Here is a 21,104-nt window from a genome sequence, read left to right as displayed (position 1 = left end):
CCTTTAAGGCAACTACAAAAGGCGCGGGGACCACCCGGCAGCCACACACGGAGATCGGCAATGAAATTGAAGTTCGGTAGCCTCGCAGCGTTGGCCTTGTTCGCCAGCGCAGCGCATGCGCAATCATCGGTCACGCTTTATGGCGTGGTTGACAGCGGCCTGCTGTATCAAAGCACTTCGGCCGCAAACTTTTCGGGGACCGCCAAGAATCTGGGGAGCACCTGGCAGCTCAAGGACGGCGGGATCTTTTCGAGCGTCTGGGGCATGAAGGGCACCGAGGACATTGGCGGCGGCTACAAGATCAACTTCAAGCTGCAAGGCTCGTTCACGTCGAACAACGGCAAGACGGGCCTGTCCGATACGCCGGGCGTGACCGCGGTCTTCAATCAGTACGCGACCATTGGCGGGTCGGGCTGGTTCGGTTCGATCGACGCGGGCCGCCAGATCATCCCGATGATCTACGCGATGGCGGACACCGACGTTCGCGGCGCACAGTACTTCGGCAGTATTCTCACCGCGTGGCTGGGCCTCAATCAGGCGGCCGGGTGGCCCGGCACGAGCACGAACGCGCCGATCGGCGCGCTCTATGACAGCAATGCGATCGTCTACAGATCGCCGAAGTTCTATGGCGCTTCGCTCGAGCTGGAGTACGCGCCGGGCGGCGTGCCGGGGCAGTTCCAGGGCGGCACGCGCGAATCGGCCGTGCTGAAGTACTCGAACTACGGCCTGAACCTGGCTGGGGTCTACTACAGCGGCCACGACACCAATCCGTACGCGGGCAACTTCCCCACGACGCCGGCCGCACCGGCCACGGGGCGCAACAACAACAACTTCTACTACGTCGGCGCGATGTACACGATCAGCGGATTCTCGATATCCGGCTCGTTCAGCTCGTCGAACTCGTCCAGCCTGTTCACCAAGGCGACCTATAACTTCGAAATGATCTCGGCCGGCCTCGGTTACCAGTTCAGCCCGGTCTTCAAGGTCACTTCGGGGTACTACTATTTGAAGGACCGCAATAACTCGGCGAATCATTCGAGCGAAGTCGCCGTAGGCGCCGAATACAACCTCTCGAAGGCGACCAAGGCGTATGCCCAGGTCGGCTATGTCAGCAACAAGGGGACCATGAACCAGACGATCGTCTACGGTGCGCCAGTCGCGCCGGGCCAGTCGACGACGGCGGCGATGGTCGGTATTCGTCACGCGTTCTGATCCTCATACACCCTAGAAAAGATGGAGCAATTTATGAAAAAAACCACGGTAGCCGGGTTGGCGGTCGCGACGCTCGTCGCGGTGGCTTCCATGAGTGCGTGGGCACAACCCCAAGGCGCTGCCAGCGCGCCCGCCGAATCGCAGGCGGCGTCCGCGACCGCGGCTCCCGCGGCGGTTCCGTCCGACCGGCAGGCGAATCGCGCCATGCGCCGCAAGGTGTATGCGGCCATCGGCAAGGACAAGTCGATCAACGCGGGCAACATCAGCGTGGGCGCGAAGGGCGGTGCGATTACGCTGAATGGGACCGTTTCGGACACGGCACAGATTGCCAGGGTCGAGGAAATCACCAAGGGTGTTCCCGGTGTGACGTCGGTCACCAACAAGCTGACGGTCAAGAAGTCTTTCGGCGGCATGTAAGCCGCCACACGAGGCGCGCAGTACGGTGCGGCCGGGAGTCCCCCCGGTTGCACCGGGCTTCGCCCGGCAGCGTAGAGGTTGAATCCAGTCGGCCTCTCGCTGTTTCTCCGGACTGCTAATAACAATCCGGAGCGTCGATCAGGCTCGTGTGCAGGCATGAGTCTGGAGGCGTGAGTTCGACGTTAGAGTCGGAGCGTTTTATCGCCGTTTCGCGCGTGCGGAACGGCGATTTTTTTATGCAGCCACCGCCCGAGCGACCATTGCCACGCCCACCGCAATCGCGGCCGCCCCAATCCCCCGCGCGACTCTTGCGCCGCCCGGCAGCCATCGCTCCGCGGCAATCGCCGCAGCGACCAGCGCCATCGCGGGCCGATCCATCACACCCGCTGCGAGAAGCACCGCCATCAGATTCCCGCAGCAGCACAGGCAGTGCCGACCGAGCCTCAAGCCGTGACGCAGCGCCGCCCGCACATCGAGCCGCGCGTGCCCGCACGACGGCGAGTACCCGCAGCACGCTAGCCAGCGCGCTTTCCACGCTGAGAACTGCAGCGCGCCCGCCAGCACGACGACAACCCCCGCCGCGGCCGGCGCGGTATGCGCCAGCGCAGGCGCCGCGACGGCTAGCGCTGTGAGTTGCGCACCCGCCGCGAATACGAGCACGCCGACCGCGAGCCACACGAAGAAGTACCCCACGCCAGCCATCGCCGTCATCCCGCCCGCACGCGCCGTGCGTTCATCGCCCATCGCCTCGAAATACCGCCACAAAGCCGGCGTGAGCGCAGGCAACATCATCGCGACCATCATGACATTCCACATGCCGGCAAACGATACGGCGGCGTCGAACCATGTGCGCCCGCACATGGGTGCCCAGAGCGCGGACATCGTCCAGCCGCCGGGCATGGGCGTGCCGCCCATCGCCTCCATCGACGCACACCAGACGAACGTCACCGCGGTGCTCGCCGCAAAGACCAGCGACGAAACGCCAAAGAAAATCGCACGCGGAGCCGGACCGCCGTGCCGCCGTACCGTCATGCCGACGTTATCCATGATGCGCCTCAGCTTTGCGTGTACTCGTCATGCCGGTGCCACCAGATGCCGGTCTCGTTGCGACCCTTCGGCGCGCGGTCGAGCCACTGGTACATGCCCCATACGCCATCCAGGCCGCGCGCATAGGTCGAGTACGTGTGATAGACCACGCCGTCTTCCAGCACGAATGCGCTGAGGCCCGGGCGGTCGCGCGTGTAGGTTGCCGCGTCGGTGCCGCAGCTCGCCGCGAATTCGGCGACGGGCGCGGGCGGCGGATTCATGTCCATCGCGTGGCCGCTGCGCGCATAGTTGTATTCGATGTCGCCCGCGCGCTGCTGCGCCGTGGTGAACGACACGTTGAAATCGAAGTTGAAGTCGTTGCCGCTCGACGAGGCCCACGGAAAATGCCACCCCATGCGCTGGCGGTAGGCCAGCAGCTTGGGCAGCGGCGCGCGCGACACGGCCATGAGCCGAACGTCGTGATTCGCGAGATGCACGGCGATGCCGTCGAAGCCATCGGCAATCGACGAGCACGACGGACAGCCCGCCGCGTAATCCGGCCCGAACATGAAGTGATAAACGAGCAGTTGCGAGCGGCCCTTGAAGAGCTCGGCGAGTGTCGCGCCGCCATCTTCGGTTTCGAATCGATAGGTCTTGTCGACACGCACCCACGGCAGTGCCTGGCGCTGCTGCGCCAGTGCGTCGCCGCGCCGTGTGTGTTCCTTTTCTGCCGCGAGCAGTTCGATACGCGCCGCAAGCCAGTCTTCGCGTGTTCCTGTGGTATGGGTTGACATTGCCTGGTGCTCCTATGGATTCACTGGGGTGACGGCGCGCTGTGCGCGCCGCCGCGTCGTTCGATCGATGATTCGCTTGATCGCCGTGTTAGATTAGGCGCGGACCGAGGAGCCGGGGGAGTGACAAGTGTGGCGGGATTCGCATGACGATGGATTCGCTGATAACGGCTGCGGCGCGCGCGCTCGCAGCCGGTGATCCGCTCGGCGCGCTGAACCGGGTCGCCTTGCGCGACGATGCGCCCGCGCTCGCGTTGCGCGGCATCGCCATGGCGCAGCTCGGCGACTTCGCGCGTGCGAAAACGCTGTTGCGCAGCGCGGCGCGCGGCTTCGGCGCGCGCGAGGCCGTGGCGCAGGCGCGCTGCGTGGTCGCCGAGGCCGAGATTGCGCTTGCCTCGCGCGATCTCGGCTGGCCCACCGACACGCTCGCTGCGGCGCGGCAAACGCTCGAAACCCATGGCGACCGTCTCAATGCCGCGCACGCGCGCTACCTGGAAATTCGCCGTTTGCTGCTCATTGGCCGGCTCGACGAGGCCGGCGGCATGCTCGCACAAACCGATCCCGCGCCACTGCCGCCCGCCTTGCGCGCGGCGCACGAGTTGATCGCCGCGGGCATTGCCATGCGGCGCATTCAAACGCAGGTCGCGCGGCGCTCGCTTGCAGAGGCCGCGCGCGCGGCGCGCGCAGCGGGCATCGCGGCGCTGAGCGCCGAGATTGAGAGCGCCGCGCGGCTGTTGACCTCGCCGGCCGCGCGCCTCATCGCGCGTGGCGAAGAGCGGGTGCTGCTGCTGGAAGACGTCGAGGCGCTGCTCGCCTCGAAGGCGCTCGTCGTGGATGCGTGCCGCTACGTTGCGCGCGAGGGCGCGACGGTCGTCGAACTCGCGAGGCGGCCCGTGCTGTTCGTGCTCGCGCGCGCGCTCGCGGAGGCGTGGCCTGCCGATGTGCCGCGCGACGTGCTGATCGCCCGCGCCTTTCGCACGAAACACGCCGACGAAACGCATCGAGCGCGGCTGCGCGTGGAAATTGGCCGCTTGCGCACGCTGTTGCGCGACGTGGCCGAGATCGGCTCGACGCAGCAAGGCTTCGCGCTGGCGCCGCGCACTGCGAGCGAAGTGGTGGTGCTGGCGCGGCCTGTGGAAGAAAAGCACGCAGCGGTACTCGCATTTCTTGCCGACGGCGAATCGTGGTCGAGTTCGGCGCTGGCGCTCGCGCTCGGCGCGAGCCAGCGCACCGTGCAACGCGCGCTCGATTCGCTCGCCGCGGCGGACAAGGTGCAGTCGTTCGGCTACGGCCGCGCGCGCCGCTGGACCACGCCGCCTGTTCCCGGATTCGCGACGACCTTGTTACTCCCCGCGCCGCTGCCGGGCGATTAGGATGAACGCCTGCCCTTTCATTGAAGGAGGAAGTCATGAAACGAACGACTGCCGAAATCGTCCGCGAGTACGGCCCTTTTCCCGGCATCGACAAGGTGGGCGGGGTCACCTACGACGGTAAGCAGGTCTGGTTCGCCGTGGGCGAGCGCATTGCGTCGCTCGACCCCGAGAGCGGCCAGACGCAGCGCTCGATCGACATCGCGGCGCACGCGGGCACGGCGTTCGACGGGCGGCACCTGTTCCAGATTTCCGAAGACCGCATCCACAAGATCGACCCCGAAACGGGCCGCGTGCTCGCCACGATTCCCGCGCCCGGCGGCGGCGGCGACTCGGGGCTTGCGTGGGCGGACGGCACGCTCTGGGTCGGGGTGTATCGCGAGCGCAAGATCCATCAAATCGATCCGCAGACGGGCGCGATTCTGCGCACGCTCGAATCGAGCCGCTTCGTCACGGGCGTGACGTGGGTGGACGGCGAGTTGTGGCACGGCACCTGGGAAGGCGACGAGAGCGACTTGCGGCACATCGATCCGGGCACGGGCGAAGTGCTGGAACAACTCGACATGCCGCCCGGAACCGCCGTTTCGGGACTGGAGTCCGATGGCGGCGAGCAGTTCTTCTGCGGCGGCGGGAACAGCGGGAAGATTCGCGCGGTGCGGCGGCCGAGATAGCGACCGGCGGCGATTTGTTATGTGAAGGCATCGCCACTGTCTGTGCGCCAGCGCACGTGCCGGCGCCGCTTTTTGTCATCCCGATGGAGGTGTGCAGAGCAGGTGTTCGTCATCAATAGTTAGCGATCCATATCGATGGGTGCAGCGCGGTCCCCGACGCGCTGCCTTGAATGTCACCGTGCTGTCGCCTATGCTCATTCGGCGGATTGCGTCGCGATATCCGGAGCAGCCCTTGGGGAAGCGCCATGGCCGAGGAAGGTGGAAACAATACGCCCGGCAACGGTGCTGTCATTCAAACCGGGAACGACCAGCCGTTGCGCAATGGTATCGACCGCGTTGGCGAGGAAAATGCCAACGGCTTAGGCTGGCGACGCTTTTTGACGTGGGTGCTTTATTGCGCGTGCGTTATCGCTGCCGTCCTTTACCTGTTCTTCTGGCCGTCCTTCAACGCAGCGCCACACGTTGCGGCGTCTGCGGGAGTGCACGCGGGCGCGCCAGGCCAGACTGCGCCATCCTCGCTCCATCCACCCAAGGCCGCGTCCGCCAGCCAGTCCGAGCGGCCGCTTGACACCTTCAGGAAGGTGATGAGCGATCTGCTGACTGACGAACAGGAGGAAACGAGCTTCCAGGGGGTATTCGTATTGGCGCTCACGTTCCTCGCCTTTCTGATGCACGGGCTCGAGAGCGCTGGCAAAAAAGAGGGACATGGCGAGGCTGCAACGGCCTGGACCTCGAGATTGCACCGCTGGGCAGGCAATCCCCACGTTCGTTTTGCCGTGCCGACACTGATCTTCTTTGCTGCAATGATCCGCCGCAGTCACGACGATGCGGCCGTTTTCCTGATGGCGGTCCTCGCCATCTACGTTGCGGCCGAGCATTTCGTGGCGCTGCAACAGCAGCACGCGACGGCGCGCTCGATACTGTGGGAAATGAGCCAGCAGGCCGAGGAGATCAAGAAACATACGAGTGGTCTAGGTGCGTTGCAGACCGATCTGAAGCGACGCGCGACGGAAGTCGGCGACGTCATCGCGGAACTGAACCGGCAGGTTGGCAGCATCAGAAATTCACTGGGTACACCTTATAGTCAGAGGCAGCTCTACAAGGCCTATGGTGTTCCGGTGGACCCGCGCCGTGCAACGACGCCGAAGGGCTACGGGGCGGGAATCTATGCCGTCTACCGCTTGCTCGATATCGACGGGGAATGGCTGGATGCCCCGCGCAAGCAGAAGTGGCCGCTCTACTTCGACAAGAACCCGCCCCGCGAAACCTTGTACTCCGCGTTGATGCGGGGGCGCCGCGACAGGGTGCTGATCATCACCGACATGCCGCTCAGGCTCGTGAAGCCGTGGAGCGACGCCAGCGAGCCGGATAGGGACCGTGCAACGGACTTTCTCCGTTTTATCGGACTCGTGTGGCATACGGTGGTGCTGGAGCAGGCGGCGCGCGACCTTCAGGCGGAACACGGGGTGCGTGCGAATTACGACGTGAGGGTTGGCGATTCGTCGAACTGGATGCATGTTGTCGACGGCACCGTTTATCAATTGCTCGGAAAGCCGCCGGGTCAGGTCTATCTTCGCGATCTCACGCTCGACATCACGCGCGAGGGCGAGCGCACGGGGATGAATCTCGTGAGCTGGGCCGTGGAGGACATCATGCGCTCGGCTTCGCGCGCGGCCAGTGCGCGCGACTATATTTGCGCTGTGTTCTCCCAGGTCTTGATGATCAGGCGCTTGTACCAGATGGATCTTCCCTTGCTGCCTGGCATCGTCGACCAGATCCTGCTCGATATCGGTTTCGGCGACTGGCTGCAGTTCCAGGACGGCTTTGCCGAGAAGTGGAGCGAAACGGATGCGAAGACCGTGTTTCGCGGGCTGATCGAGAAGTTTCTTGTCGGTCTCGCCGACGACAAGGGCACGCTTACCGCCAGCCTCATTTACCGGGAGCTGCAATGAACGACGCCGCAAGGCCCGAACCGGTACTGGTTTCGCAGCTTTCAGTGATGGCAAGGCACATCGACGACCTTGCCGAGCGCGTCTACGCGAAGCTGGTGACCCGCCAGCCCGACGGCAAGTGGACGTTGCACGACCCGGAACTGGTCGCGCAGCGCGTGGCGCGCGAACTGGCCGGGGAAGACCGTGAAGAGAGCGCAGCAAAGCGCGAGGCGGCGCAGCCGTCCGACCTGCCGCTTCAGACGCTGGCCGAAGTGTTCCTGCAGTCGGTTGAATTGCTGATGGCCTCGCCGCATGAGCCCGACAGCAAGAGCGCGCTCCTGACGTGGTGCGGAAAATCGCCGGACACTTCGATAGGCGAGTCGGAGCAGATCCGCGTCGACTTGCTGACGACGAGCTGGCTCGGCCTGCATTTCGTGGGGATTCCGTTCAGCATTCCATGGGAGCGGGTACGTCGCTGGGCCGACGAAGAGGGCGGCGGTTTGCCGAATGGGGCCTGTATTGGCAAGGCGATTGGCGATATCGTACGCGACGCTCGCAAGCACAACGAACGAATGAAGCGCGAGGAAAGCAGTGCCGCTCGCGCCGTGCCGCAAACGGGCGCCGCGCAAACGCCCCCCGCCCCCGCGGCCGCGGCCGCGGTTGCCGCGGGGGCGGGGGGCGTAGTGCAGTCGGCGCGCAATCCCGCGCTGATCGTGTTTTCCGGGTTGCCGCTTCTATTGTTTCCCGAATTGCTGCGCGGTGAGCCTCGCGAGGGGTGCACGCCCAACGGGGCGCATATCCTGGGCCGATGCTATGAGCTTCTGCAACTGGTGCTTTATTTGCGGGCCGGGTTCCAGATTCTGTATTGCGTAAAGGAGGACATCGTTGTCGAATGCCTGCGCTTCGTCCATGCGCAACACAACGCTACGCCGACAAAAGAGAGCGCGTGGAAGATATGGCAGCACGCGCTGGAGTGGCTGCAGAATCTGGTTCCTGCGCCAGTGCTCGAACGCCAATGCGTGTGCGTGATGGAAGATCCGCTCATGCCTGCGTGCTTCATCAATCACGAGCGTGGGCTTTATACGGTCGAAACGCCGATGGCGAACGAAGACCGGAGCCGCCAGGGCCGCCGGCAGGGCGAAATGCCGCTGCCTGCGAGCTATATGCGTGAGATCCGGCGCTTGCTGTACATCGAACACCTGACGGCAGGTGGCGGGCTGAGCAAGGCGACCAACCTGTTGAGCAAGGACGCCAATTACCACGAAGCGGTCTTCAGGAATATCTGGAGCCGATGCCAGGCGGACAACCGCCGTCCAGCCGCTGGCTCCGATCCTCAAAACGTATAAGTGACCTTCCCAAACGCCGTGCGCCCGAGCGTGTTGTACCCGTACGCGGTCACATATTGCCGGTTGAACACGTTCGCAAGCGTGGCCGAAAGCGCGAGATGCGCATTGACCTTGTACGACGCGCGCAGGCTCACCGTCGTCCACGAAGGCAGGTAGATCGTGTTGAGCTGGTCGTCGAATGTCGAGCCGTTGTACAGCAGCGAAACGCCGGTGCTGAGCGCGTGGAGCTGGAACTCGTCCCACGTGTGATCCACGCTCAGGCTCACCGTCTGGCGCGGGCGGCGATTGAGCCAGGTCTGGTCGGTCACGTCCTGCGGATTCAGAATCCCCACCGTGAGGCTCACCGGCGTGGACTTGCAGAGCGTGCCCTTGTACGAGAGGTCGAGACCCTGAATGTGCGCGCGCCCCACGTTCACAGGCAGGAAGGTCTGCGAGTTGTACGTGATGAGGTCGTGCACGCGCGTGTCGTACACCGCGGCCGTGAACGTGCCGATCGAAGTGGTCGCATCGAGCGCCGCCTCGACCGAGTCGCTGCGCTCGGGCAGCAGGTTGGGGTTCGAGTAGCCTGGATAGTACAGGTCGTTGAACGTGGGCAGACGGAACGCATTGCCATACGAAACGCGCGCCGTGTAGACCGGTGTGATCGCCCACGAGAGCGCGACGTTGCCCGTATTGACCGACTCCCCCTGCACGATCTCGTGCCGCCCAGCGAGGAACAGCGTGACGGGCCCGAGCGTTGTGGACTGATGCATCGACACGGCGGAATCGTTGCGCGCGGGCAGGCCGCCCGGCACATCCACAGGCAGAAACGCCAGTTCGCGCGTGTAGTCGTAGGCGAGCTTGGTCTCGCCGTCGAGCGGCATGCCGAAGAGCGTGTGGCCCCTTTCCTGATGCGTGAGCGACGTGGAGGTGGCAAAGCGCGTCGAATCGATCTCGTCGGTCGGGATCGTCGGGTCGTTCGAATAGAGGAACTGACGGTCGGTGGCGTACCCCACCGACTGGTCGAACTGCGTGGTCGGCGTGATGTCGAGGTGGAACGCGAGGCCGGTCGTGAGCTGGTTGTCGCGCTGGCGGTCGTTGCCACCCGCGTTGTCGTAGGAGAGATCGGAGCGGTGGTAAAGCGCGAAGGTCGAGATCGACCAGTTGTCGTGCGCATAGCCAAGGCGCGCGTCCAGGTTCTGCGCGTGGTAAGGGTTGCGGCCGGCTTCGTGGCCGTAGGCCCAGGGCTGCGTCGCGTCGATGCCGGCCGTGTTGTAGTCGTGCAGACCCAGCGAATACGTGAGTCCGCTCAACGCGGCAAGCGGCCCTGCCGAGCCGATCGTGCCCGAGGTGCGCACCTGCGTGTCGAAGGTCTTGTTCGAGCCGCCGCCGAACGACACGGTGGTCTGGTTCGGCTGGTTCGACGCATGGCGCGTGAAGAGCTGCACGACGCCGCCCACGGCGTCCGCGCCGAACGAGGCGGCCGCGGGACCCGAGATCACCTCCACGCGGTCGAACGAGTCGGTCGCAAGATCGCCCCATTCGGCAGTGCCGGTGGTGACGGAGCCCACGCGTATGCCGTCGATGAACACGGCCACCTGGTCCGCCGACGACCCGCGGATGCTCACGCCCGTGTACGACCCAGGCCCCCCGGTCTGCGAGACGGTGACGCCGGGCAGCGTGGCGAGCGCCTGCGCAATGCTGGGGTCGACGGGCGAGACGCGGTCGAGGTCGGCGCGCGTGAGCACCTGGGTGGTTGCGTAGCGCTGGTCGAACGATTGCGGCAGGTGCTGCGTGTCGCCCACGACGAGGATATTGGGCAGCGTGGTGTCGTCGGTGGTTTGCTGCTGCGCCTGGGCGGGCGATGCGTCGGCGGCATGCGCGGTTTGCCACGCACAGGCGAGCGCGGCGGAAGTCAAAACGAACTGGCGAAACTTCATGATGCGGTGGCTGGAAACAGCGCTTGTTCAGGGCTGTCCTTGCAACGGGCAGCCGCCGCATGGGCGGTGCTTGCGCATTGGGGATCCCCGCCCGTTGCGGCTGCTGGACTCGGCTGATGGCAGGTCTCCTGGCTCGCGGGTCGACGTCCGTTGCCGGCCTTCCCGGTTTCCCAGTGGCCCGCTTTGGCATGGACTCGCCGCTGACAGTTGCGGGGGCAGCCGCAGTCTTGCACTGCGTTCCCTTTTGATCCCGTCGCCGGGAACCATCAGCGCGCAAGGGTAATGGCCGCGCATTGCGCGCGTCAACCTTTGCCGGGTGCGGTGTGGCGAAAACACCCGGTTTGGTCTGCCCCCCCGGCGCCACGCGTTGACCGATGGACGTGCGCTGTTATGCGGGTGTCTCACGGCATGCGATCTCGTGCCGTTGACGGAGGGGCGAGAGAGGCGCTTGCGAGCCTCGCGAAATCGCAAGCTCCGGTGTTCGGCGCATGAAACACGGCCCCGAACCATTGTGATTCGGGGCCGCTTTCCGGTGTGGCTACATCACGAAGCCGAGAGCTTCACCGCCACGCCGGTCGAAGAATAAACGGGCGTGGCCTTGAAGCCATCCACAGTGACGGTCGCGAACTTGACCGACGCGCCGCTGCCGTCGATCAGGTCGATCGTGTCGCCTGCCTTCGGCGCATAGCCGTTCACGAACTTCACGTGCAGCGTGCCGCCCGCCACCGTGAGCTGGCCGCCCACGCGCAGGCGTCCGCCGCCGTTGCCGTCGATGTCGAGTTCGAGCGTCGTGCTGTCGAGCTGCGTGTACTTGCCCGCTACCGTCAACGGCGCGGCCGCCGCGACGGTCACGCTGCCGCCGGAGCCCACGTACACATCGCCGTTGCCGAAGGCCGTGGCCGACGCGGCCGCGAGCACGCCGCCGCTCACCTGCGAGCCGCCCGTGTAACTGTTGTTGCCCGCGAGCGTGAGCGTGCCGCTGCCCTGCAGCGTGAGCTTGCCCGAGCCGGCAATGTCGTTGCGCCAGGTGTCGGCGGCGTTGAAGCCGCCCTGGCTTGCGTCCATTGCGACGATCACGTTGCCGCTGAATGCGCCATAACCATCGGCAGCACTAAACATGTTCAGACGGCCCCAGCCTTCGGAATCGTCCATGACCGGATAGCCCGAGACGACTTCGGTCGTCTTCAGCACGACACGGCGCTGGTTGGCGCTCAGATACGGGAAGCGCGTTTCGAGCAGCACCTCGGCGCCTTTGGGTACGACAGGCGGCGCTTCGGTCGATTCGATCTGGCTGAAGCCGAACGTCATGCGGCGCGCGAATTCCGTCTTGTTGGTCGCATAGTCGGCGAAGCGGTCAGTCGCGCTCGTGCCCGAATGCGCGAAGGTCGGGAAGGTCGTGGTGCTCGTGCCGGTTGCCTGTTCGAGCGCGCTGTGCGCTTGCGCGTAGGCCGCGTTCTTGAGCGTGGCGTTCGCGGGGTCGTAGAGATTCGCGGCCGTGGCGGCCAGCGCGAACATGCGTCCGCCGATCACGTCGAGCGGCGAATGCATGCCCGCAAGAATGCGGTTCTCGCCGAGTTCGAGGCCGCGGCTCGCCATTTCCTGGTAACGCTCGGGCACGAGGTAGGCCATCGTCATCGCGTCGCGCATGGCTTCGGCTTCGTGGCCGCTGATGAAGCCGCCGTCGGTCGAAGGCGTCGTGCTGATCGCCGGCACGAGCGTGGGGTCGACCACGACGCTCGTGCTCCAGCGGAATGGCCGCGCGTATTTGTAGAAGCGCTTGGCGGGTTCGGTCGAGGCGTTGTTGCCCATGGTGTTGAGCAGGTCCACCACCTTGCCGAACGTCGCGTTGCTCGTGCTGCCCACGCCCGTGTTGTTGCCCGAGTCGTTGTAGAGCGTGGTGGTTGCGTCAGCGGGAATCGACGTGATGCTCGTGGTTTGCTGCGCGGCCGCGCGCCAGGCGGCGGTGAGCGGGCCCATGCCGTCGGTCACGCTGTAGCCCTTGCCGCGGCGGTCGTCGTAGTAGGCGGCGTCCGCTTGCGCCTGGGTGCGCTGTGTCGTTGCGCTCACAACGTACTGGATGTTCGCGTTCAACACGGTGCTGTTGAGAATCGTGCCGTTGGGCGTGCCGTCGGTGGGCACGCCCGTCCATGTGGACTGCACGACTGCGGGGAACGTGCCGTTGGCAGGCGCGGAAACGCCTGCGTCCACGAGCAGCGTGAGCGGCTGCCACAGATCGAGAAAGCGCGCCACCACGCGCACGCCCGCGTTGGTCGCGAGCGTGGCGTAGCGCGCGTCGCCGCGCTGGTTGGTCGCGATGTTGTCGACGAAGGCGGGCACGTCGGGAATCGGTGCGTTGTCCACGAAGCCGGGGTCGGCGGGCGGCGCGGGGATGGCGGCGGTGCTGGCGGGGTCGCTATTGCCGCCGCCGCAGGCGGTTAGTGCTGCAATGCTGGTAAGCACTGCCAGGTAGAGTGGCAGCGCAATTCGGTGGTGTGATGCGGACATGCTGAGGGCTCCGTCGTCGTGGTTGATGCTGTGTGGTGATGGCTGACGGCGGCGAATTATGCTTACCCTCGATTACTCCCTAATTACCAAATTATTACGCCTATGTTAAGCGGTAATTGAAATGAAATGCGGGTGAAATAATGTTCGGGGTTCATTTACGGCCGCGCCTCGAGATACCCCACCTGTACCGGCGGCACGAACCACGCGAGACACAGGCCGGCGAGCGCGGCGATGGCGGCAACAACGAGGCCCATGTGGATCGAATCCACGAGCGCGCTGCGCGCCGAGCTCATCATCGCGTCGCCGGCGTGCCCGGCGCTCACGAGGCGACTGATCAGCGCGGCCTGGTCGGCGCGGTCCACGAGCAGTTCGGGACTCGCAAACGACTTGAACCACTGCGTTGCCTGGTACGAGTCCAGCGAGCGATTCACGCCCATGGTGTAGAGGTGCCCGAGCAGTGCGCCGGTCATCGCCGTGCCCAGCATGCCGCCGAACGTGCGCAGCGATTGCAGCATCGCCGTGGCGGCGCCGAGATGGTCGCGCGACACGATTTGCTGCGAGCAGACCGTGAGGCTCGTACCCACGAGGCCCAGGCCGAGGCCGCTCGCGCCCATGCACGCCATCCACACGAGATGCGGCTCGTTGCCTCGCAGTACGACCACCGCGAGGCTCGCGAAGGCGGACAGTGCGAAGCCGATGTAGAGGATCGCGTTGGCGCGCCGGATACGCGTGACCACGCGGTTGTTCACGAAACTGCCCACCGTTGTGCCGAGCAGGAGCGGCGTGATCAGCATGCCCGAGGCGCGCGGCGACATCGCGTAGCCGCCCTGGAACAGCAGCGGCACGTAGAAAACGAGCGAGAACAACGCGAACCCGCCAAGCACCGACATCGCAAAGAGCGGACCGAGCTTGCGATCGAGCAGCATGTCCACGGGGATGATCGGGTAGCCCATGCGCTTTTCCCAGAAGAAAAGCGTTAGCGAAAAGACCAGCACGATCACCGCCAGCACGATCGTCGTCGTCGTCCATCCTTGTTTCGGCCAGAGCTCGATCACGAGCTGCAGCGCGCCGAATGTGACAGCGACGACGCAAGCGCCGAGCCAGTCGAGGCGCAGCCTCGCGCCTTCGCGCGCATGGTGCAGATGCGGCAGGAAAGCGTGCACGAAGAACAGCGCCAGCAGACCCACCGGCACGTTGACGAAGAACACGAGCCGCCAGCTTCCGTGCTGGGTCAGCATGCCCCCGAGCGTGGGTCCGACCATGTTCGCAATGCCAAACGCGGAGGTGACGAATACCAGCCAGCGCAGGCGTAGCCTCGCATCGGGGAACAGGTCGGCGACGGTCGCAAAAACTGTCCCCATCATGATGCCGCCGCCAATACCTTGCAGGCCGCGCGCGAGCACGAGAAACAGCATGTTGGTCGCCATGCCGCAGAGCACCGACGCGACGGTGAAAAGGAGAATGGCGGCGAGCATGAAGGGCTTGCGGCCAAACAGATCGCCCAGACGTCCAAAGATCGGAATGGTGATGACGGAGGCAAGCATGTAGGCCGTCGCGACCCATGCATAGAGTTCGAAGCCCTTGAGTTCCGCAACGATGCGCGGCAACGCGGTGCCGACAATGGTCTGGTCGAGCGCGATCAGCATCGACACCGACGCGACGCCGAGCATCGCCAACACCGACTCGCGAAACGGCAGCAGTTGCCGTCCTTGATCTTGAAGCCCGATGCCTGCGGCCATGGAATGCTCCTCGCCGCTCTGAAGCGGCCAATCTGCTGCACGGTGCCCGGCAAAAAGCGAGTGAGTCGGGCCTGCGCGTGCGACCTTCATTCGATGTGCATTGATGGTACGCCCGCCTACGCGAACTTGACGGTACGAACACGCGTTTGGCGGCGGTTATTCCACTCGGCCGGCCAGGGCCTGGAAGCCGCAAGGCGTTTGACAACGTTTCGCGGCGCGACAATCTGCAGTGCAAATTTGGTCCGCATGGAGTAAATCGGCTAGTGCGCTGTTTGCCTTCACGTCGAATGCGATTCGATCGATACGGAGGGGACGTCATGAACGCTGCAATTCGACTCGTTTTACGAGCAACGGTGTGCGGTGCGGCCGTGCTTTCCCTGGCCGGTCTATGCGCCGCGCCCTCGAGTGACGCGGGACCTTCCCGCAACCGCGAAGAAGGCCTGTTTTTATCAGAGAACGACGCGGCCATGACGAAGATGATGGCCGGGATGGCGGCGAAGCCCACAGGCGATATCGACCGCGATTTCGTCGCAACGATGATTCCACACCACCAGGGCGCGATCGACATGGCCATGGCGGAACTGCGGCACGGACACAACGAACAGTTGCGCAGGATCGCTCAGGAGATCGTGGTTGAGCAACAGCAGGAGATCGTCGCCATGCGCTTCGCGGTGCATGACTCGATCGCTGTGCCCGCTCCGATGTCCCACTGACCCACGCGCGTCACGACGCAGGAGACAACGCCATGAAATACATCACCATGAAGTGCAACTTCGTTCTTGGCGCGGCCATGATTGCCGCATCGCTTGTTGCATCAACGCTCGCCGAAGCGGGGCAGGTCCCCGGATCGCTCGCAGCTGCCGATATTCCAGTCAGTCATCGGGACCGCGTCTATTCGTCTGATCAGTTTTCGAACACCGTATCGGTCATCGATCCCGCCGCCAATCGTCTGATCGGCGTCATTCGGCTCGGGGAGCCGACTCCGGCCAACTTCAGCCCGCTGTATCACGGTCAGTTGCTCGTGCACGGTATGGGCTTTTCTCCCGATCACCGCACACTCGCCATTGTTTCCATCGGCTCGAATTCGGTGACGTTCATCGATACGCAAACCAATTCGGTCAGGCACGTGACCTATGTGGGCCGTTCGCCGCACGAGGCCTTTTTCACGCCAGACGGCAATGAGGTGTGGGTGACCGTGCGCGGCGAGAATTACGTCGATGTGCTCGATGGCAAGACCTTCGAAGAGAAGACCCGCATCGTCGTGCCAGCCGGGCCGGGCATGCAGATCTTCTCGCCGGACGGAAAGTACGGGTATATCTGTTCGTCGTTCAACCCGGAGACCGATGTCGTTTCGGTCGCCGATCACCAGATCGTGGCGAAGGTCACGCAGGCGAGCCCGTTCTGCCCGAACATCGCGGCTACACCGGATGGCAGGCAGGTCTGGTTCACGCTCAAGGATGTGGGCAAGACCCAGGTGTTCGACGCGCGCCCGCCGTTTGCGCTGCTGAAAACGCTCGACACGGGACCGATCACCAATCATGTGAACATCGTGCAGAACGCTCACGGCATGTTTGCGTACGTCACGGTGGGCGGCCTGAACCAGATCAAGGTGTTCCGTACCGACGACTTTTCGCAGGTGGCGACCATCGCCGTTGGCAGCCTGCCGCATGGCATCTGGCCGTCCGGCGATGGCACGCGTGTCTACGTGGGCCTCGAAAACGGCGATGCGATGACGGCAATCGACACGCTGACCAACAAGGTCATCGCCACGGTGCCGGTCGGCCAGGCGCCACAAGCCGTGGCGTATGTGCCCGACGCCGTGCCGCAAGGCGATGGCACGGCCAACACGCAGCCGCTTGGCGCGGCGGGCGAGGCGACGCACGTGTCGCTGATTCCGGTGGGTGGCGCGCCCGCCGGACAGGGCGGTGCGCCCACTTCGGTGGCGTTGTTCGATCAGGGCTTGCTGCAGGTGCTGCAGGCGGCGGTCACCGGGCTGCAGGCAGGGCAGCCGTATTTCCTCGGTCTCTCCGACCACGCCGACGGCAGTGGCAGCATTGACGTGCTCGCGAGCTTCAAGACCAATCCGGCCGGCTCGGCCATCGTCAACACGCTGGGCCAGATTCGGCAAGTCGTCACGCCCGGTACGCCGGGCACAGCGGGCGTTGCCGATCACCGCCGATACCTCGTGATTGCGCCCAATGTGGGCGGCGCTCCCGGACCCGCAGTGCAGGTGCAGGCCTTGTGAGTGTTACGCGGGTATCGCGCCAGTCATTTCGAATTCCTTACTAAAAAGGTGACGAACACTGTCTGTTTGCCCACGTAAGGCGCCTCCTGGCCCTTGACGCCTGGTTCTGCGGGAAGCTAACTGACGGTGATCGACACCCAAAAAAACGAGGTGAAGAAATGACAGCTTCCCGCAAACTGGCGCACAGCCAACTTGCCGTCCTTCTCCTGATGTTTCTCGCGCACGGCGCAGCGAGTGCCGCCGGCGACCGCGCGGCGCCGCCGGCTTCGCCGCGCTTCGAGCCGAGCGAGCTTTCGACAGACTGCATCGACCGGGAATATCGCGGGAAAAACGCCAAGCTGGGACTCGACTACACCGACCTGATCAACAATTGCGGCGCGTCGGTCGTCATCACGTGGCAGTCGTTCAATAACGGCGCGCCGCAAATGGAAGGTGGCGGCATGGGGCAATCGGCATGCCTGCCGCCGGGCGGTTCGATCACCACGGCATCGCGCGAGAGACTCGGCACGGCGAGCGAGAACTTGCCTGTGAGCGTCGTGACCTGCCAGTAATGGCGGTTGCACTGGCTCAGCCGGATATGGCCTTTACGCTTTGCGCCGCCACTTCGATTCGTTGGCACTTGATCCTTTCCAGCCATTGCAATGATTTCTCGACGACGTCGGCTGGAACCTCGTCGAATGTCGTGTTGCGGATCAAGGTCTCGCTTGCGGCAATGTCGTTGAATTCGCCCAACATCTTTTGCACGGACGTCAGTTCCTTAAGGGTGCGTTGGTGCTCGCCCTTGATTACCGGCTGAAAAAATTCGAGCAGATAGCGCAGCTTTTTACCGGCCTTGCGCACGTCATGGAGACTTTCCTCGTGGCCAGCCTCGCTTTGCACGGCGCGCCGGCTGCGCTTTCGAAGCGTGCGCTGCGCCATCCGGACTCGCCTTTTTGCGAACGCGCGTATCGGAAGATCACTGCAACACGACTGCAGCGTGGTTTGCGCGCGAAGCAGGGCGTCGTTCAGGAATGCCTCGACAGCGTCGCTGTTGATCATCGCCTGGCTATGCGCCACCGCCTGTGAGCGCTTTTCACGCGCGGCGCTCACGAGCAGCTCGATGGAGGCGTCCGACTTCTGCGCGGTTCTCAGGAGCTCGCCTGCGATGTCCCAGTCGCGCGTTCCGCCTGCCACCGCAGCGAGCCGCTTGAATTCGTCGCTCGCTTGCGCGGTGGCTTCCTCGCCAAGCCACGGGGAGTATGCCCAATACAAGGCACGAAGTTTTCTGAACGCGACCCGAAGCTGATGAAATGCTTCGGGGTCGGCTTCTGTCGCCAGGGCTTTCGCTCGTTGCACCGCCTCGTTGACCACTGGCATGGCCAATGACGAAAAGGTGCTGGCGATAGAGGTCTTGCTGGTGAGTGATGCAGCGGAGCGCCGCCGATCGATTCTGAAGAGAGTGCGCGGCCGTGGTAACGGCCAGTCACTGTCCATATCCATTGCAGCCTCGAGTCTGACAAAAAATATGTGTGGCCAAAACCATACCACAAGGGCTGTCGGGAAACGGATCTTTATGACGGTTTGATGAAATAATTAAAATCTGGCAAGGTGACGGCCATCGTGCTTTCAGCAGGTTGAACTTCTGACTTTCTGTATTACGATGCTTAGCTAAGTCAGCCGATGCAATGCTGATGTTTCGTGAGGCGCCCCCCAGGAACGAAGTGGGAGTTCGAGTTGAAGAAACGGGCCACCGTGATTTGTCGCAGAGGTAAGCGAATTCTCCTGGTAGCACGCAGTCAGTCGAAGTGGGCACTACCGGGCGGCATATTGAAGCGCGGCGAACATTTGATGGAAACCGCGCTACGAGAACTCAGGGAGGAGACCCGGCTCTCCGGTAAGGCAGCCAGGTATCTGTTCGACATTCGCGGCAAGCAGAAACACCATCACGTGTTCTCCTGCGAAATTCCCAGGCAGGCCAAGGCGCGGCCGAGCAGCGAGATCGCCAGATGCCGCTGGGTCCATCTCGACGACATCCCGCGCCTCGCAACGAGTGGGCCAACGAGCGATATTCTGCGGCTCGTCAACCAGCGGCGCAGGAAGTAACGCCACAGCTTTCGCCGCGAGGAATTGAGCGCTCACAGCGCTCAATTCCAGTGCATCTGTCTTCCATCGGCGCGGCCCGCGCCCCTCACCCACGCTTCGCGCGTATCAAGCGTTGTCGTCGCCTTTGGCCGGACGGCCTGTCTTCACGGTTTCAAGCGCGGCGATGGCGGCCAGTAGTCGCTTCTGTGGGGCCGATTCCAGCAATTGCAGGCCCGCGCGCAGTATCTCGCTCTTTTTCACCGCAACCCCGGCTTCGAGGCACTTGCGCTTGAGGAGGGCGATGCGCTGATAGTCCGCCTTGGGCATGGTGAAACTGTCGCGCACGACTTTTTCTTTCTTCACGCGCTTGGTCTTGACCTTCTCGGCAGCTGCAGGAGCCGCTGCCTCTGCTGGGGCGCTCGCGGGTGTCGCCGCTTTGGATGCGGATTTTTTGCGGCTGGGCTTGCTCGTTTGCGCTGCCTCAACCGGCATGGCCGCGTCGTTCTGTTCCTCCCCGGTTGCGGGTGATTTCGGGAAGTGGAACGCCTTTTTTGTGGGCTTGCGCGTGGTCGCTGTAGTCATGTCGGTCTCTCCGGTCTGAAAACTGTATAAACAGTATATACGGTTTATTCCGGCATTCCACTCATGCCGTAACGCGCACGCGAACGTCTTCCGGGAGCCCTCGCTAACACGTCCTCTGAATGGTCGCGTCGCCATCCATAAGTCCGCTACTGCGATCGACTCCAGTGTCACCCAATCGTCACATTGCGATCGTAAGGTCCAGCGCATCAATAACGATTTTAAGGAGTCCGGGATGAAACTCAGTCTGTATGCGATTGTCGTTCTCGCGCTGGGCGCGAGCGTGGCCCAGGCCGCGGATATTACCGGCGCGGGCAGTACCTTCGCGGCGCCGATCTACACGAAATGGGCCGACGCCTATCAGAAGTCGGGTGGCGGCAAGGTGAATTACCAGGGCATTGGTTCGTCGGGCGGCATCAAGCAGATTCAGGCCAAGACCGTCGACTTCGCGGGCTCCGACGCGCCGCTGAAGGACGACCAGCTGGCCAAGGACGGTTTGTTCCAGTTCCCGACGGTGGTCGGCGGCGTCGTGCCGGCGATCAACGTGCCAGGCGTGAAGGCCGGCGAAATCACGCTGTCGGGCCCGGTGCTCGGCGACATCTACCTCGGCAAGATCAAGAAGTGGAACGATCCGGCTATCGCCGCGCTGAACCCGAAGGTCAAGCTGCCTGACCTCGACATCGCCGTGGTGCGCCGCGCCGACGGTTCGGGCACCAGCTTCATCTGGACGAACTACCTCTCGAAGGTCAACCCCGAGTGGAAGAGCAAGGTCGGCGAAGGCACGACCGTGAACTGGCCGACGGGCACGGGCGGCAAGGGCAACGACGGTGTTGCGGCCTTCGTGCAGCGTCTGCCGGGCGCAATCGGCTACGTCGAGTGGGCGTACGCCAAGCAAAACCACATGGTTTACGCCGCGATGAAGAACGAAGCGGGCGCGGTCGTTCAGCCGGGCACCGAAACGTTCAAGGCCGCCGCCGCCGGCGCGGACTGGAAGAAGTCGTTCTACCAGATCCTCACGAACGAGCCGGGCAAGGACGCATGGCCGGTTGTCGGCGCGACCTTCGTGCTGCTGCACACGGCACAGGACAAGCCGGACCAGGGCAAGGAAACGCTCAAGTTCTTCGACTGGGCTTTCAAGAACGGTGCTTCGGCAGCCGATAGCCTCGACTACATTTCGCTGCCGGATTCGGTCGTCGCCGAAATCAAGTCGCAGTGGAAGGACAAGGTCAAGGACGCGAGCGGCAAGCCGATCGCGCCATAACGCGAAATGCAATGCAGGCGCGCGTATGGCG

At 64.0% G+C, this 21,104-nt stretch carries 18 protein-coding genes and 1 riboswitch; of the genes, 11 read left to right on the top strand and 7 right to left on the bottom strand.

Going from position 1 to position 21,104, the window contains the following annotated elements:
* Positions 1-60: 60 nt before the first annotated feature.
* Both U5A52_RS09110 and U5A52_RS09105 read left to right on the top strand, forming a co-directional pair.
* Positions 61-1,212 carry a porin gene (locus tag U5A52_RS09110; RefSeq protein WP_321908457.1) on the top strand — a complete coding sequence of 384 codons (1,152 nt, stop codon included), beginning with the start codon at positions 61-63 and terminating at the stop codon, positions 1,210-1,212.
* Between the two features lie 33 nt (positions 1,213-1,245).
* The gene (locus U5A52_RS09105) at positions 1,246-1,629 is read left to right on the top strand and encodes a BON domain-containing protein (protein ID WP_321908458.1); all 384 of its coding nucleotides are present in this window, start codon (positions 1,246-1,248) and stop codon (positions 1,627-1,629) included.
* A gap of 234 nt (positions 1,630-1,863) precedes the next feature.
* On the opposite strand, the gene U5A52_RS09100 is transcribed toward U5A52_RS09105, so the two are convergent.
* Together U5A52_RS09100 and U5A52_RS09095 are read right to left on the bottom strand one after the other, a co-directional pair.
* Entirely contained in the window at positions 1,864-2,676 is an 813-nt protein-coding gene (locus U5A52_RS09100; protein WP_321934558.1) for a DUF2182 domain-containing protein, read from the bottom strand.
* Between the two features lie 8 nt (positions 2,677-2,684).
* Positions 2,685-3,449 (bottom strand): DUF899 domain-containing protein, encoded by a 765-nt coding sequence (locus U5A52_RS09095; protein ID WP_321934557.1) that lies wholly within the window; start codon positions 3,447-3,449, stop codon positions 2,685-2,687.
* A gap of 149 nt (positions 3,450-3,598) precedes the next feature.
* Between U5A52_RS09095 and U5A52_RS09090 the strand changes: the two genes are divergently transcribed.
* The 4 genes from U5A52_RS09090 to U5A52_RS09075 all read left to right on the top strand — a co-directional run bounded on the left by U5A52_RS09090 (position 3,599) and on the right by U5A52_RS09075 (position 8,764).
* On the top strand, positions 3,599-4,819 hold the full coding sequence (locus U5A52_RS09090) for a helix-turn-helix domain-containing protein (RefSeq protein WP_321934801.1): 1,221 nt from the start codon (positions 3,599-3,601) through the stop codon (positions 4,817-4,819).
* 35 nt (positions 4,820-4,854) lie between these two features.
* On the top strand, positions 4,855-5,487 hold the full coding sequence (locus tag U5A52_RS09085; protein WP_321908466.1) for a PQQ-binding-like beta-propeller repeat protein: 633 nt from the start codon (positions 4,855-4,857) through the stop codon (positions 5,485-5,487).
* Between the two features lie 245 nt (positions 5,488-5,732).
* The gene (locus tag U5A52_RS09080) at positions 5,733-7,439 is read left to right on the top strand and encodes a hypothetical protein (RefSeq protein WP_321934556.1); all 1,707 of its coding nucleotides are present in this window, start codon (positions 5,733-5,735) and stop codon (positions 7,437-7,439) included.
* On the top strand, positions 7,436-8,764 hold the full coding sequence (locus tag U5A52_RS09075; RefSeq protein ID WP_321934555.1) for a hypothetical protein: 1,329 nt from the start codon (positions 7,436-7,438) through the stop codon (positions 8,762-8,764). Before U5A52_RS09080 ends, U5A52_RS09075 begins: the two co-directional genes overlap by 4 nt.
* Here the strand turns inward: U5A52_RS09075 and U5A52_RS09070 are convergent.
* The 3 genes from U5A52_RS09070 to U5A52_RS09060 all read right to left on the bottom strand — a co-directional run bounded on the left by U5A52_RS09070 (position 8,752) and on the right by U5A52_RS09060 (position 14,927).
* Entirely contained in the window at positions 8,752-10,683 is a 1,932-nt protein-coding gene (locus tag U5A52_RS09070) for a TonB-dependent receptor domain-containing protein (RefSeq protein WP_321934554.1), read from the bottom strand. The two genes, U5A52_RS09075 and U5A52_RS09070, sit on opposite strands and share 13 nt — an antisense overlap.
* Before the next feature lie 100 nt (positions 10,684-10,783).
* Positions 10,784-10,966: riboswitch (cobalamin riboswitch) on the bottom strand.
* 260 nt (positions 10,967-11,226) lie between these two features.
* Entirely contained in the window at positions 11,227-13,188 is a 1,962-nt protein-coding gene (locus U5A52_RS09065) for an acid phosphatase (RefSeq protein WP_321934553.1), read from the bottom strand.
* A gap of 155 nt (positions 13,189-13,343) precedes the next feature.
* Entirely contained in the window at positions 13,344-14,927 is a 1,584-nt protein-coding gene (locus U5A52_RS09060; RefSeq protein ID WP_321934552.1) for an MFS transporter, read from the bottom strand.
* A gap of 317 nt (positions 14,928-15,244) precedes the next feature.
* Here U5A52_RS09060 and U5A52_RS09055 point away from each other — a divergent pair, with 317 nt between their 5' ends.
* The 3 genes from U5A52_RS09055 (at position 15,245) to U5A52_RS09045 (ending at position 17,723) form a co-directional block, all read left to right on the top strand.
* Complete coding sequence (locus U5A52_RS09055; protein ID WP_321934551.1) at positions 15,245-15,640, top strand: DUF305 domain-containing protein; 396 nt, start codon at positions 15,245-15,247, stop codon at positions 15,638-15,640.
* 47 nt (positions 15,641-15,687) lie between these two features.
* Positions 15,688-17,172, top strand: a complete 1,485-nt coding sequence (locus U5A52_RS09050) for a YncE family protein (RefSeq protein WP_415764288.1) — start codon at positions 15,688-15,690, stop codon at positions 17,170-17,172.
* Between the two features lie 158 nt (positions 17,173-17,330).
* Complete coding sequence (locus tag U5A52_RS09045) at positions 17,331-17,723, top strand: hypothetical protein (RefSeq protein ID WP_321934549.1); 393 nt, start codon at positions 17,331-17,333, stop codon at positions 17,721-17,723.
* Between the two features lie 16 nt (positions 17,724-17,739).
* Here the strand turns inward: U5A52_RS09045 and U5A52_RS09040 are convergent, their stop codons facing one another.
* Positions 17,740-18,651: a CHAD domain-containing protein gene (locus tag U5A52_RS09040; RefSeq protein ID WP_321934548.1), complete on the bottom strand. Its 912-nt coding sequence runs from the start codon at positions 18,649-18,651 to the stop codon at positions 17,740-17,742.
* Between the two features lie 234 nt (positions 18,652-18,885).
* Here U5A52_RS09040 and U5A52_RS09035 point away from each other — a divergent pair, with 234 nt between their 5' ends.
* Positions 18,886-19,254 carry an NUDIX hydrolase gene (locus U5A52_RS09035; protein ID WP_321908483.1) on the top strand — a complete coding sequence of 123 codons (369 nt, stop codon included), beginning with the start codon at positions 18,886-18,888 and terminating at the stop codon, positions 19,252-19,254.
* A gap of 105 nt (positions 19,255-19,359) precedes the next feature.
* On the opposite strand, the gene U5A52_RS09030 is transcribed toward U5A52_RS09035, so the two are convergent.
* Positions 19,360-19,725 carry a hypothetical protein gene (locus U5A52_RS09030; RefSeq protein ID WP_321934547.1) on the bottom strand — a complete coding sequence of 122 codons (366 nt, stop codon included), beginning with the start codon at positions 19,723-19,725 and terminating at the stop codon, positions 19,360-19,362.
* A gap of 322 nt (positions 19,726-20,047) precedes the next feature.
* Here U5A52_RS09030 and pstS point away from each other — a divergent pair, with 322 nt between their 5' ends.
* Positions 20,048-21,073, top strand: coding sequence for a phosphate ABC transporter substrate-binding protein PstS (pstS, locus tag U5A52_RS09025; RefSeq protein WP_321934546.1), 1,026 nt, complete (start codon positions 20,048-20,050; stop codon positions 21,071-21,073).
* The last annotated feature ends 31 nt before the right edge of the window (positions 21,074-21,104 follow it).

It is taken from the genome of Paraburkholderia sp. J8-2, from assembly GCF_905220195.1.
Taxonomy (GTDB): Bacteria; Pseudomonadota; Gammaproteobacteria; order Burkholderiales; family Burkholderiaceae; genus Paraburkholderia.
This window is presented reverse-complemented; position numbering and strand designations above follow the sequence as displayed.

Bases quoted from the DNA above. Each gene is read 5' to 3' on its own strand.
- U5A52_RS09110 (WP_321908457.1), top strand. From the start codon at position 61: ATGAAATTGAAGTTCGGTAGCCTCGCAGCGTTGGCCTTGTTCGCCAGC.
- U5A52_RS09105 (WP_321908458.1), top strand. From the start codon at position 1,246: ATGAAAAAAACCACGGTAGCCGGGTTGGCGGTCGCGACGCTCGTCGCG.
- U5A52_RS09100 (WP_321934558.1), bottom strand. From the start codon at position 2,676: ATGGATAACGTCGGCATGACGGTACGGCGGCACGGCGGTCCGGCTCCG.
- U5A52_RS09095 (WP_321934557.1), bottom strand. From the start codon at position 3,449: ATGTCAACCCATACCACAGGAACACGCGAAGACTGGCTTGCGGCGCGT.
- U5A52_RS09090 (WP_321934801.1), top strand. From the start codon at position 3,599: ATGGATTCGCTGATAACGGCTGCGGCGCGCGCGCTCGCAGCCGGTGAT.
- U5A52_RS09085 (WP_321908466.1), top strand. From the start codon at position 4,855: ATGAAACGAACGACTGCCGAAATCGTCCGCGAGTACGGCCCTTTTCCC.
- U5A52_RS09080 (WP_321934556.1), top strand. From the start codon at position 5,733: ATGGCCGAGGAAGGTGGAAACAATACGCCCGGCAACGGTGCTGTCATT.
- U5A52_RS09075 (WP_321934555.1), top strand. From the start codon at position 7,436: ATGAACGACGCCGCAAGGCCCGAACCGGTACTGGTTTCGCAGCTTTCA.
- U5A52_RS09070 (WP_321934554.1), bottom strand. From the start codon at position 10,683: ATGAAGTTTCGCCAGTTCGTTTTGACTTCCGCCGCGCTCGCCTGTGCG.
- U5A52_RS09065 (WP_321934553.1), bottom strand. From the start codon at position 13,188: ATGTCCGCATCACACCACCGAATTGCGCTGCCACTCTACCTGGCAGTG.
- U5A52_RS09060 (WP_321934552.1), bottom strand. From the start codon at position 14,927: ATGGCCGCAGGCATCGGGCTTCAAGATCAAGGACGGCAACTGCTGCCG.
- U5A52_RS09055 (WP_321934551.1), top strand. From the start codon at position 15,245: ATGAACGCTGCAATTCGACTCGTTTTACGAGCAACGGTGTGCGGTGCG.
- U5A52_RS09050 (WP_415764288.1), top strand. From the start codon at position 15,688: ATGAAGTGCAACTTCGTTCTTGGCGCGGCCATGATTGCCGCATCGCTT.
- U5A52_RS09045 (WP_321934549.1), top strand. From the start codon at position 17,331: ATGACAGCTTCCCGCAAACTGGCGCACAGCCAACTTGCCGTCCTTCTC.
- U5A52_RS09040 (WP_321934548.1), bottom strand. From the start codon at position 18,651: ATGGATATGGACAGTGACTGGCCGTTACCACGGCCGCGCACTCTCTTC.
- U5A52_RS09030 (WP_321934547.1), bottom strand. From the start codon at position 19,725: ATGCCGGTTGAGGCAGCGCAAACGAGCAAGCCCAGCCGCAAAAAATCC.
- pstS (WP_321934546.1), top strand. From the start codon at position 20,048: ATGAAACTCAGTCTGTATGCGATTGTCGTTCTCGCGCTGGGCGCGAGC.